12 protein-coding genes are annotated in these 12,680 nt (G+C 46.4%); 6 read left to right on the plus strand and 6 right to left on the minus strand.

All coding sequences use genetic code 11. The features are described from left to right. Positions 1 to 34: 34 nt before the first annotated feature. Positions 35 to 808 carry a substrate-binding periplasmic protein gene (locus AC27G9_RS07660; protein ID WP_487072726.1) on the minus strand — a complete coding sequence of 258 codons (774 nt, stop codon included), beginning with the start codon at positions 806 to 808 and terminating at the stop codon, positions 35 to 37. Between the two features lie 274 nt (positions 809 to 1,082). Between AC27G9_RS07660 and AC27G9_RS07665 the strand changes: the two genes are divergently transcribed. Then, a complete protein-coding gene (locus AC27G9_RS07665) occupies positions 1,083 to 1,526 on the plus strand; it encodes a hypothetical protein (RefSeq protein ID WP_487072728.1) in 444 nt (147 codons plus the stop codon). Positions 1,527 to 1,548: 22 nt separating this feature from the next. Here AC27G9_RS07665 and AC27G9_RS07670 read toward each other — a convergent pair whose 3' ends face one another. Continuing rightward, a complete protein-coding gene (locus tag AC27G9_RS07670) occupies positions 1,549 to 2,433 on the minus strand; it encodes an AraC family transcriptional regulator (protein WP_487072730.1) in 885 nt (294 codons plus the stop codon). A 168-nt stretch (positions 2,434 to 2,601) separates the two neighbouring features. Here AC27G9_RS07670 and AC27G9_RS07675 point away from each other — a divergent pair, with 168 nt between their 5' ends. The 3 genes from AC27G9_RS07675 to AC27G9_RS07685 all read left to right on the plus strand — a co-directional run bounded on the left by AC27G9_RS07675 (position 2,602) and on the right by AC27G9_RS07685 (position 7,218). Continuing rightward, positions 2,602 to 3,747 carry an iron-containing alcohol dehydrogenase gene (locus AC27G9_RS07675; protein ID WP_487072732.1) on the plus strand — a complete coding sequence of 382 codons (1,146 nt, stop codon included), beginning with the start codon at positions 2,602 to 2,604 and terminating at the stop codon, positions 3,745 to 3,747. Positions 3,748 to 4,093: 346 nt separating this feature from the next. Next, positions 4,094 to 6,502, plus strand: coding sequence for a TonB-dependent receptor (locus AC27G9_RS07680; protein WP_487072734.1), 2,409 nt, complete (start codon positions 4,094 to 4,096; stop codon positions 6,500 to 6,502). A gap of 200 nt (positions 6,503 to 6,702) precedes the next feature. Next, entirely contained in the window at positions 6,703 to 7,218 is a 516-nt protein-coding gene (locus AC27G9_RS07685) for a 3'-5' exonuclease family protein (protein WP_487072736.1), read from the plus strand. 82 nt (positions 7,219 to 7,300) lie between these two features. Here the strand turns inward: AC27G9_RS07685 and AC27G9_RS07690 are convergent, their stop codons facing one another. Continuing rightward, complete coding sequence (locus AC27G9_RS07690) at positions 7,301 to 7,942, minus strand: response regulator (protein WP_487072738.1); 642 nt, start codon at positions 7,940 to 7,942, stop codon at positions 7,301 to 7,303. Next, complete coding sequence (locus AC27G9_RS07695) at positions 7,935 to 9,086, minus strand: sensor histidine kinase (RefSeq protein ID WP_487072740.1); 1,152 nt, start codon at positions 9,084 to 9,086, stop codon at positions 7,935 to 7,937. The genes AC27G9_RS07690 and AC27G9_RS07695 overlap by 8 nt, the downstream gene beginning before the upstream one ends. Positions 9,087 to 9,245: 159 nt before the next feature. Between AC27G9_RS07695 and AC27G9_RS07700 the strand changes: the two genes are divergently transcribed. After that, a complete protein-coding gene (locus AC27G9_RS07700; protein ID WP_487072742.1) occupies positions 9,246 to 9,977 on the plus strand; it encodes a hypothetical protein in 732 nt (243 codons plus the stop codon). 2 nt (positions 9,978 to 9,979) lie between these two features. Further along, positions 9,980 to 10,687, plus strand: a complete 708-nt coding sequence (locus tag AC27G9_RS07705) for an aspartate/glutamate racemase family protein (RefSeq protein ID WP_487072744.1) — start codon at positions 9,980 to 9,982, stop codon at positions 10,685 to 10,687. Here the strand turns inward: AC27G9_RS07705 and AC27G9_RS07710 are convergent. Together AC27G9_RS07710 and metK are read right to left on the minus strand one after the other, a co-directional pair. Continuing rightward, the gene (locus tag AC27G9_RS07710; protein ID WP_487072746.1) at positions 10,684 to 11,187 is read right to left on the minus strand and encodes a hypothetical protein; all 504 of its coding nucleotides are present in this window, start codon (positions 11,185 to 11,187) and stop codon (positions 10,684 to 10,686) included. The two genes, AC27G9_RS07705 and AC27G9_RS07710, sit on opposite strands and share 4 nt — an antisense overlap. Positions 11,188 to 11,464: 277 nt before the next feature. Further along, positions 11,465 to 12,610, minus strand: coding sequence for a methionine adenosyltransferase (gene metK / locus AC27G9_RS07715; RefSeq protein WP_487072748.1), 1,146 nt, complete (start codon positions 12,608 to 12,610; stop codon positions 11,465 to 11,467). Positions 12,611 to 12,680 lie beyond the last annotated feature (70 nt).

Consider the following 12,680-nt stretch of genomic DNA (forward strand, 5'->3'; position numbering starts at 1 on the left):
AGGCGAGCTTTACTCCCCCGCCTTTTTTTTGGCGTTAATCACTGGGGTAATGGACCCTCATCATTTCATCTTTGATTTGATTCAGCTCGCCATTTTGCTGCATCTCTGCCAAGGCATCATTGAATAGTGAGATAAGTTCATTAGCTCGAGGTGACTGCTTCGAAATCAGTAAATGCGTAGGTCGAACCATTAGCGATGGCGTCAATACGCGAAAGTAGTTTTGGTTGTTCTCAAAGCTTTCTTTGATAATTCGTCGGCCAACCAGTCGATTTATGGGAAATACATCAATGCGCTTGAGCGCAAGCATTCGAAAGTTTTGTAGGTCAGAGTTGACTATCGACACTGTATCACTTTTCTGGTTTGCGTATTGCCACACCTCTTCGGGATAGGCATAACCCCTTGTTAGGCCCAATCGCAACCCCTCAATTGACGACAAACCATTAAATGATTCTATGGCAGTGTCCCTGCGGGTGAAAAAGTGAAACTCTTCGTTAATGATGGGGTTGCTGTACAAAAAATACTTTGTTCTTTCTTCTACGAACAAAGCGTAAGACACCGCTTCATATTGGCCTTCTTCCCCCTCTTTTACCGCACGTGCCCACGGTAAATACTCGAATGTTGTAGGGATTCCCTTACTTTCGAAGGCGAGTTTTACGATATGGTTAACGTACCCATTGTTATCCATTTTCGATGAGGTGTATGGGGCGTATTCAACCGACGCCACCACAAGCGGTTCCGCGGCAAATAGCCGAAGACTTGCGGTACCGAGTAGCAGGCCAAACACAATATAGTTAAAGAACGTTCTCATGGTTCCATTCAGAGTGACGCATCGTATTTTCTACCTTAGCATGATTAATTCCTCGGAGTAAAAACGTTCTGATTAACGCCGTGTTGAATATGAGTGAGACCGCAAAGAGGCTGTATGTAATTGTCACAAAAAGTTCATATTGGCCGTGAACAGGATTTTTCGTCTTTTCCTTGAAAGTGGTTCCTTACTATCGCTGTAGCGAGGTCAATTTAACTTTCTTAAACGCCAGTGTTTGGCTAGATCTTAAGTATCAACTGAGTATGAGGAGGGGGATATGGGCATTGTCAAAGCGCCGGGAATAGTCATGCATTGTGCCTCTTTAAGCAAATTGAACACGATGACTTCTTTCGAAGACAGTTGGTGCCTTGCAAGGGAGGATCAACTGACTATCCTGGTAACCGAGGCTTTGATTCAGTTTAAACGGCAAAGGCAAAACGCTTATGCTTTTTCTTGTCTTTTCGGCGAAAACAAGTTGCCAAGCATTGGGTTGGTATTTGCTCAGTCATTGCGTACGGCTCAAAACCAGTTGTCGGCATTTGAAAGAAAGTACGAGGTCGACGCGGTTTGTTTACCTGTGCGTACTCGTTTTTCCGATACCATTTTGTGCCTAGAACCGGGACACGATAAGGCGTATCTGATTGACCTGCTTCGAACATTAACTTTTGACATGCCACTATGCGCGAATATTTACCCAGTTGAGCAATCACTGGTGCGGTAGCGGCGACGGTTATAGATTGAAGTTAACCTCGGCTTTCGGAAGGAGAAGTATTGAAATAGCGTTTGAACTCTCGAGAAAACTGAGAAGCACTGGAATAGCCAACCAAGGAGGCGGCTTCATTCGCCCTGCGGCCTTGAAACGCGATTAACTCTCTGGCTTTCGTTAAACGCACCCGCTTGATGTATTGTCCAGGCGAAATCGTCGTCACTTGCCTAAATACGCGATGAAAAGAGGATACGCTCATGTTCGCGTCGTCAGCCAACTCTTCCACTGACAGCGCAGTTGAATAATTACTGTGTATCGTGGTTAAGGCTTTTGCGACTCTCGCATAGTGCCCTGTGTAATCTACGAGGTCGGTAAGGATGTATCCGTGGGGACCTGTCACAATGTGGTAAATGATTTCCTTCACAATACTTTCGCCCAATACGGCGCTCTGTGTTTTACAGGACAGAACGTTCAACAACCTGAAACATGCGTCATTGAGTGTCTCAGTGAGCGATTGTTTGGTGAGGGAGAACAGATCGGCCCGGTTTTCGATGTGTTTTCGCTGTTGAAAATGCACGTGTTGATGAATATCGTTTAGCACGGTTAGTGGTACATCGATTATAAGACTCAGTATCGGTGCTTGCGGGGTTGACCAAGCCTCGCACTCTACTGGCATTGGCACGCCTAGCAACAAGTAATCACCGGCTTGGTATGTCACACTACTTTGCTCGAGAAACAGTGTTTTACTGCCTTGTAGCATAATAATAATACCTGAATTATATAGCAGTGGATTGCGAGGGTTGCCTTGGGTATCTCGATACAATTTGGTCCCAGGTAGGTAAGTTCGATGAATACCTTTTAAGTCAGAGATATTCAACTCGCTTAACGTTTGTTGCATCTTTTTTACTAGGTCTTTTTTCATGATTGATAGTTTTAGGCAAGAAACTGCCATGTATTGCTATTTAAAATCTTGTTGTAAGTACTATTATGCATGTATTGCGTTTTTGGGTAAACCTCGAAGAGCGCAAAAGACCGATTTTTATCTGTGGTATAAAATCGCAGAAACAGGCAACACAGGAGCTTGCAGACAATGCAATTTAGTTTTAATAATCCTACACAAATTCAGTTTGGTCAGGGCCAAATCGCTTCTATCCAATCTCTCATACCCGCTGACGCTAAAGTCCTACTTTTATACGGTGGTGGTTCGATCAAAAGCAACGGCGTTTACGACCAAGTTGTTGCAGCATTGGGTGAACACGACTGGCGCGAGTTTGGCGGTGTTGAGCCAAACCCAACGGTTGAAACCCTCGACAAAGCGGTTGCGGTAGTAAAACAAGATAAAGTGGATTTCATCCTTGCCGTTGGCGGTGGCTCTGTTATTGATGGTTCAAAGTACGTAGCGGGCGCGGCACGATATGACGGTGATGGTTGGGATATCCTGACGGGACAACATCAAGTGAAAGAAGCCGTTGCGATAGGTGCGATTTTGACGTTACCTGCTACTGGATCGGAGTCAAATGGTGCGTCTGTCATTAGCCGTGCGAGTACGCAAGATAAGCTCGCGTTTATGTCTCCAGCCGTATACCCTCAGTTCGCTGTGCTAGACCCTGACGTCATCAAAAGCTTACCTCCTCGTCAGGTAACAAATGGTTTGGTTGACGCGTTTGTTCACGTTTGCGAACAATACCTAACGGTTGTTCATGGTGCATTAGTGCAAGATGGTTACGCAGAAGCGTTATTGCGCTCACTGATTACACTTGGTAATGCCATCGATAGCCAAGATGATGCTTGGCGCGCCAATTTGATGTGGTCAGCGAATCAGGCACTCAACGGCTTAATAGGCAGCGGTGTGACACAAGATTGGGCAACACACATGATTGGTCACGAATTAACAGCGCTGTACGGTGTTGATCATGCGCGTTCACTTGCAATTGTTCAGCCATCGCTGATGCGTAACCAGATTCAATACAAGCGGGCGAAACTGGAACAAATGGGACGTAACGTTTTTGGACTTGAGTCAAGTGAAGACCTAGCTGAACGCACCATTGACGCGATCGAGGCGTTTTATCAACAACTCGATGTGGCCACACAATTGACTGAACATGACGGCGATAAACAAAAAGCGGTAGACAGCATTGTTGCAAGCCTCGAATCTCACCGCATGCTCAAACTCGGTGAGAATCAATCCATCACCTTGGAAGTCAGCCGCGATATTCTAAACAACGCGGTAGCTTAACATCACTTTGAAGCCTCCTTATCTGGGAGGCTTTTTCATTTTCTTTTCTATAAATCTGACCAGTTGGTCTAGCTAGATTCTTCTCTTGTATCAAATCGTTACAATCTTTATCCTTGTCCGTCCGCAGAAGCGCTGCTACACCTAAAGCGTGTTTGTATTTTGGTGTCGGATGGATTAACGACAAACCTTTGCAAACCGACGGACTTTTATTGCCTGATAAAGTCCATCCATCGCACGGTTAGTGGCGGACCCAACAATAAATGCTCAGGGCACGACCTCTGGCGAATAACAAAATGACAGAAACTGTCTGCGTCACACACATTTGTTGAACAAGAGGACACACATTATGGACACTTCCAGAAACACTCGTTTTCTGCGTCATGCTATTCATTTATCGGTTATGAGCGCATTAGCCACATCTTATTCTGCCAGTATTGCGGCTCAAGAATCTGAACCAAGCCAAGAAGACTTTGAGCAAATTATGGTAACAGCGACTAAACGCTCTGCCTCAATTAAAGAGGTGCCATTTTCGCTCAATGCCCAAACACAAAAAGACATTGAACGTGCGGGGGCAACTTCGCTAGAGGAACTGACTCGCAACGTAGCGGGCGTGGCAATTCAAAACTTAGGGCCCGGCCAGAGCCAGGTTGCCATTCGCGGTGTATCAGCGGGCCAGATTGTCAGGGACCAACCCGGCGTTAAAGAGCAGGTCGGGATTTACCTAGATGAGAGTGTGATTTCCTTATCGCTGTTTACACCCGATTTGGATTTTTATGATTTGAATCGCGTTGAAACTTTGAGAGGTCCACAAGGTACATTGTTCGGGTCGGGTTCCATCGGTGGAACATTGCGATACATTACTAATCAGCCTGAATTGGATACCTTCGAGGCCAGTGTTGAAGCCAACCTGAATACGGTGACGGACGGCGAAGCTGGTGGCCATGCCAAAGCCATGGTAAACGTTCCTTTGGTTGACGAGAAACTGGCATTACGAGCGGTGTTTTACAATACCGAGTACGCTGGTTTTATCGATGCATTGGGCGAGGGTGGCACGCGCAAAGAGGACGTTAATGGCGGTAATCGCACAGGTGGAAGAGTCGCACTTAAGTGGCAAGTGAATGATGATCTCGTTATCACTCCTCGCTTGGTTTTCCAAGAATTGGATTTGGATGGCTTCAATCGCCAAGAAGTCTTCAATTTGTTTGCAAACCCTTATACCACGACGCGGCCAGCGCTTCAGTTAGGTGAAAGAGAGCAGTATTTGTTGCTCGATGAAGGGTTTGAGGATGAAACCCTCATTGCCGATTTGACGGTGGAATGGGGATTAGGCGATGTCGACGCGACGTTTGTATATAGCTACACCGATCGTGATATTTTGGTTAGCCGTGACGCCAGTGCACTTACCGGTAGTGTCAGCGTTGATTTAGGCTTCCCAGATGACGCAGTCTTGTTGCCATCGAATTTGCAAGACCGTACGACAGTCGAACAAGACACCGTCGAATTGCGTTTCGCATCTAATACAGACAGCCCTTTGCAGTGGCTTGTCGGTGGTTTCTATTCAGACACTCAGCGTCAATACTCGCAACGATTGCCTACCCCGGGTTATGACGCCTTCACTGACCAAGTCTTGGGAGCGGGGACCAGCGCCGGTGCAGCCAATGGCTTTGGAGTCGACTCGCCATACAACGCAGATTTACCTTACGATCTAGAACAATTGGCGATATTTGGTGAAGTGAATTACGCCGTATCTGATGATTTGACAATCACCGCGGGTTCGCGGTTCTACGACTTTGAAGAGACGCGACGCTTCACCAGTGGCGGCCTGTTTTCTAATGGCGACGACCAGACGGATTCTACAGAATCTGATGGCTTCACATCGCGATTACTCGCCAATTACACATTGAACGAAACAGTGAACTTGAATGCTCAAGTGTCACAAGGCTTTCGCCTTGGCGGCGTTAACGATCCATTAAATGCTGGTTTGTGTAATGCGCAAGATTTGGCGTTGTTTGGCGGCTTCCAAGATTACGATGATGAGACGTTGGTGAATTATGAAGTGGGCGCGAAAGCGGCTGGCAGAGGCTGGTCTGCTAACGTAGCAGCCTTCTACACTGATATCGATGATCTCCAAGTTACGCTAGATGCTGGTTCCTGCAGCTCGCGTATCTCATTTAACGTGCCTGAAGCGCATACTGCTGGGGTGGAGTTTGAACTGACTCGCCGAGCGACAGATAACATATTTGTCTCACTTGCCGGTAGTGTGCTTGAGGCGGAATTCGATTCCACTGTCGTAGACAGCGAGGGGAATGTACTTGGCGGCGTAGCTGATGGTAATCGTCTTGCATCAGTACCAGAAATTCAACTGGCCGCTGCGATGACCTATACGTTAGATCAGCCCCTTTTTGGTGCAACAGACACTTACTTCTCTGTCTCGGTGCAGTACGTGGGTGACAGGATTACCCAGCCAAGTGACCAAGTGGCAGGTGCTGGAGATTTCACGTCAGGTCTCGCATTTGGTGGTGCGACAGGTGCAGAAGTCACGTCTGTGGATTTAGAACTTGATGCTTACGAAACCGTCAACTTGAGCGCGGGTATTGTTTACGATGAGTGGGAAGCGTTGTTTTATGTCAATAACTTAACTGACGAAAACGCAAACCTCTCTTTTGACCGAGAACGCGGTGGACGTGCTCGATTGGCCTATCGCACGAACCAACCACGCACAGTGGGAATGACGGTACGTTTCTTTTTTGAATAACCTTCATTGAAAAATAAAAAAGGGCCGAAAGGCCCTTTTTTATTTAGTTTGGCGTTGTTCTTGCTCTACTGTCTATTAGCATTTTCACCACGATGAATTTTGCGTCTATGGTTACCCATTTTAACCTCGATAAATTGAGGCTTGTGCTATGTTTATAGTGGGGTAGTTAACCAATTATTAACATGAAAAAAAGAATAACAATGACAGTAAAAAAACACGCACCGACGATATTGGATGTTGAGGCTAGCGGTTTTGGTAGTAATAGCTACCCAATAGAAATAGGCGTTATCCACGCTGACGGCAGAAAGTTTTGTCGATTGATCAAACCGTTTGAAGATTGGCGACATTGGGATAATGAAGCTGAAATGTTGCACGGTATTCAGCGTCATGACCTCGATAAATTTGGATGTGATCCCGTTTCAGTGTGCAACGACCTCAATCGGTTCATGGAACATTCAACGGCTTATTCTGATGGCTGGGTGGTGGACTCGCCGTGGCTGATCAAGCTTTTCTCTAGAGCCGGTGTAAAAATGACATTTACACTCAGCGCCATTGAGTATCTGTTAAATCAAAAACAGATGGATACATGGCACAGTGTTAAACGCTGGGTGACTAAACAACAGGCACAACAACGTCACCGTGCGAGTGTGGATGCGGAAATTATCCAAAAAACGTTTGTTTATTCAATGTACCCACCAGCTCAAGCGCGCGTCTGATAAAACGAAGTGCGTCCTGGTTACAGGCGCCGTATACGCTGAAGGGTGTATTGGTATAACGTCAAAGTCACCGAACGCGCATCTATATAATCGAAAGCGCTATACCTCTGATCACGGCTTGCGTTCGGTCTCTTACATCGAGCTTTTCTAGAATTGTCGACACTTGATTTTTGATCGTGCCCGTTGAGCGGAATAGTGTTTGAGCAATCTCCTGATTGGAATAGCCTGCAGCCATCAACCGCAGTACTTCTTTTTCTTTATCACTCAACGCATCGACTGGGGAGTCATTGGCACTAACACCACAGTGCTGCTGCAGGCGCGCTCTTACACTTTGAGTGTCGGTTGGGTGGAACAGCGTTTTACCCGATACTACAGCTTTCACTGCCTCGACGAGCTGTTCTAGTGATGCGTCTTTGAGCAAATAGCCACTGGCACCCGCTACCGCCGCTTTTTCAACCTTATCTTTGTCGTCGAACGTGGTGAGTATCAATACCGGGGTTTGAATACGTGCCTGATACAGCGCTTCCAACGTTTGAATTCCGTCGAGCACAGGCATTTGAATATCCATCAAAATACAATCAACGGCGTGTTCTGCTAGATAGTCAAGTGCCACACGGCCATTCTCAGCTTGGCCTACCACCTCAACTTCTTCACTTAGTGATAGCAAACTACAAATACCCGCTCTGACGAGTTGTTGGTCGTCTACCAAAAGTACCTTAATCATTCGGCTCTCTCATCGTCAGTGTCATTGAGGTTGAGAAGCCCGTGGCGCTGCGATTAAATTCTACTTTACCTTTCATGGCGTGAACTCTGTCCTGAATGCTATTTAAACCGTTACCCATCTCGATAGGTGTATTCCAATGTGGCTGATGACCATTGTCTTTTAGAGATATGTGGCAAGTATCCTCTGAAACCTCGAAGGTGATGACGAATTTAGTCGCCTTGCCGTGTCTCACTGAATTCGTCAATGACTCTTGTATTATTCGAGTAAGCGCAAAGGTTTCAGTGTTGTTAAGTGTCAATGCTGACGTCGTCCCTTTTACTTCGATATCGATACCGTGAAACGCCTCGCCAATTGCCTCAATGTTATCACTTAACGAGGTGTCAATCGTAGTACGCATTTCCGTTACGGTTTCCCTCACTTCCTGTAATAACTGATTAGATAAGTTGTAGGCTGTTTCTATGTGCGGCTTTACATTTTTGCATGACGGATGGTTGGCCACTTGGAGTTGTAAACTCAAAGCGGTGAGGTGGTGCCCAATGGAATCATGTAATTCTCTTGCTATACGGGAACGCTCAGCTTGTTGTGCAGCCGTTTTTAACAAGGCTTGTGTGGCTTTGAGTTCGCGGTTCAAAAGTTCAGATGCCTCCCGTGCCCGAGCTTCTTTTCGACTGGTATGGCTCATCAATAAAGCGAACGTTGCGAAAGTGAAAAACAATGAAGTGCTAAGCAACATACCACCAGCCTGCCAGTGAAATTTAAAAATAAAGTAAAAAGGCAGATGCATGACTAGGATGGTGAACACGGCTCGATGCAAGGACATGTAATAAGGCAGTAGTGCACTACTTAAAATCAATAAGATGGCCGAATAGTTGTAAGGCAGAAGATAAAACGTGAGACTCGCGCAACACCACTGCATCATCAAAGCAGCAAAGAACATTGGTTGAGTTGGGCGTTGCCCGATAGTGCAGTACAGCCAGCTGATGATAAACAAAACATAGCTTGCGGCCGCCGCCCAAATGCGTATTGGTGAGATGTTTGTACTGTCGTGGCTTAACCACAAAGCACTGCAGCTGATCAGTAACCAAGTTAATAAAGCTGACAGACGGTCTGCTTCTATACGTTTGAAAAGATCTAAAAACTTCAAAGAGGACTCTACGTTTTCGTTTTTTTCATTATCGGTGTTTCCACTTAGACTGCAATAGGCCAAAAGTCACTATGGCATTGTGACTTTTGGCACTGTTGCCTCGCCATGCTCAAGCCTAAAGTAGTGACTCTCTACCTAATTCACAACGAGGAATCCACTATGGCTTGGTTGTTTCAACTGTTACTTTGGTCGCACATTCTATTAGGCAGCATGGCGTTGTTTCTTTTCTGGGTACCGGTCTTGACTAAAAAAGGGGGAATTGACCATCGCAGGTTTGGTCACTACTTTGCCAAGGTGATGTACGCCGTTGCACTAACAGGAGCGGTGATGGGCGTTCTCGCGATCTTATCCCCCGTAGGTTTTAAACCACAAATGTTTGAGACATCACCTAGCGAAGAATTGCTTTATAAGGTAAGGCTTTTTTGGGCGTTCCTAGTCTATCTGAGTCTCATTACTTTTATCAGTGTACGCCAAGGCATGTGGGCGCTGAAAATCAGTGCACCACGCCAAGCGGCGACCTTGAGTTTTATGTTACCTATTTATCTGTGTATCGCCGCTGGGCTAATGTTTATCACGATTGGGGTGATGCAAAAACACCCACTGTATATTCCTTTTGGTGTGTTGGGTCTGTTTATTGGCTTTGGTGTGATTCGATATTGCCGGAGATCGGTTGCGACCAAACGCGAGCAAATTGTCGAGCACTTGGGCGGGCTTATCGGCTCTGGCATTGCGGCCTATACGGCATTTTTATCCTTCGGCATGCGAAATCTAGTGCCTACCGATGGATTTATCCAAATTGCTAGTTGGATTGCGCCTGGTGTGATTGGCAGTATTTACATTCGCTATTTGAGTCGCCAATATAACCCTAAGGTTGCAGTGAAAAAGGGATAGACGTGGCAAACGCAAAACAAAAAACACTCGGGGTAATAGGTGGCATGAGCTGGGAATCCACTACGACCTATTACCAACAGCTCAATCAAGGCATGGCCTCTCGTTTAGGGGGCTTACACAGTGCTGAATTAGTGTTAGCGAGTGTCGACTTTGGCCCGATTAGTGAGTTGCAGCACTGCGGTAACTGGGCAGCCCTTTCGCAAGTATTAGCGAATAAAGCGTCCAGCCTACAGCGAGCGGGTGTTGATGCTGTTGTGTTGGCGACCAATACCATGCACAAATTAGCCTCGTCGATTGAAAACGCAATTGACGTTCCCTTTTTACATATTTTAGACGCGTTGGCACAGCGTTGCGAAAGAGAGAACATTTCGACCATAGGGTTGTTGGGCACCCGGTTCACGATGGAAGACGGCTTTTATCAAGATTTTATGCGAGCCAAAGGGATTGAAACTCTGGTGCCAGAACGAAAGGCAAGGGATGAAGTACATCGCGTAATATATGAAGAACTGTGCCGTGGTGTATGTTCACAAGAGGCCAAAACCTATTACTTAAAACAAATCGAGCAACTTGCCGATAATGGCGCACAAGCTGTTGTTTTAGGGTGTACTGAGATAGGTTTGTTGGTCAATCAGAGAGATACCGCTTTTGCGTTGCTCGACACAACTTCTATTCATGTTGAATACTGCATCGAGCATATGCTGGCGGACTAAAATAGATAGTGCACGCCAATTTGTAGCGCGTTGTCATCGTTATCGCCGAGCTTGCGGTACTCGTATTCCACAGCGAACGAAAAACCAATTGTATTTTGTAACTGCCAGCCCAAAGTGGCCGCTTGCGCTTGCTGTTGGTTAAGCGTTACCCAATCGGGAGAGTACACGGCAAAGCTTGGTGTGGCCCCAACGCTGGCGAACAACCATTGACTTGATTCAGAGAACAAGCGTCGTCGGGCAGCAACTTCAATCAATTCTGTACGATACGCCCCATTTATAATGTCGAAGCCCGTTGCTTGGAAATTAGGTGCGGTTGTGACCGAAACATCAAAAGCCCACATATCCGCGGGAGATCTGGGCTTGGTCGTAGGCAAGGGTAAGTTTGCGGCACTGAGATCACGCCAAAATCGCAATTCTGACTCTTGAGCACTGGTATGAAAAGCACTTAACCACAACCCAGTGGCGACAAAGATGGCAAGCTTCATTCGATGTGTGTTCATTGTGCTCTTTTTACTAGGGCTTTTTATTAACTATAGAAACACAATTGAATTTTAGAAATGTTATTTTCGATAATAAAGGCGGTTTATTTTAATTTTTCGTGCCGACGCCAGAATGGTTCCACTCACCACATGCAATGTGGTGGCTAATACGCTGTCATTACCGCAGAGAATAAAAAAGAAATGCTTGCTGTTGTCTCGATGGTTCGTGGAGATGTAACGAACCATCGAGGAGGGGACAACCACTCCGCAGTGACTGCGGAGTGGAAAACCATCAATGTTAGATTGAGGCTTTTAAGGCGTCTGCTTTATCCGTTTTTTCCCATGGGAATTCATCGCGGCCAAAGTGGCCGTAGGCAGCCGTTGGACGGTAGATTGGTCTCTCCAAATCCAGCATTTTGATAAGGCCATATGGACGAAGATCAAAGTGTTGTCTTACTAATTCCACTAGCACGCTATCTGCTACTACGCCAGTACCAAACGTATCAACACTGATAGATGTTGGTTCCGCTACACCGATAGCGTAAGACACTTGAATTTCGCAACGCTTCGCCAAGCCTGCAGCCACAATGTTTTTGGCAACGTATCTACCTGCGTAAGCTGCACTGCGATCCACTTTTGATGGATCTTTACCAGAGAATGCACCGCCACCGTGTCGAGCCATACCGCCGTAGGTATCGACGATAATTTTTCGGCCTGTTAACCCACAGTCTCCCATTGGGCCGCCAATAACAAAGCGTCCAGTTGGATTGATATGGAAGCGAGTCTTATCCGTTAGCCATTGCTCAGGGAGAACAGGTTTGATGATTTCTTCCATCACCGCCTCTCTTACCTGTTCTGTGCTTACAGAATCACAATGTTGAGTCGACAAAACAACAGCGTCGATACCAACAGGAACGTTATTTTCGTAGGCGAAAGTTACCTGGCTCTTGGCATCTGGGCGCAAGAAATCGAGCTTACCTGATTTACGCACTTGCGCTTGCTTTTGCACAAGGCGATGTGAGTAAGTGATCGGGGCTGGCATAAGTACGTCAGTTTCGTCACTTGCATAGCCAAACATCAAGCCTTGGTCACCCGCGCCCTGATCTTCTGGACGTTGTCTATCAACACCTTGATTGATATCAGGTGATTGTTTGCCAATCGCGTTGAGTACAGCACAAGAATCGGCATCGAAGCCCATGTCCGAATGGGTATAGCCGATTTCGCGTACGGTTTGTCGAGTCAATTCTTCAATATCAACCCAAGCAGATGTGGTGATTTCACCACCCACTAAAACCATGCCTGTTTTTACATAAGTCTCACACGCAACGCGAGCGTGTGGGTCTTGTTCTAGTATAGCGTCAAGAACCGCATCAGAAATTTGATCCGCAATTTTATCCGGATGACCCTCTGATACCGATTCTGAAGTAAATAAATGCGCTGCCATACTGTCTCCAATAGGTTTAACCAAAAATAGCTTTGCGTGCTTGCGAACAAAACGCACAGCACCCGTTTTT

The sequence above is a fragment of the Alteromonas sp. 5NS40-0096 genome, from assembly GCF_057544385.1.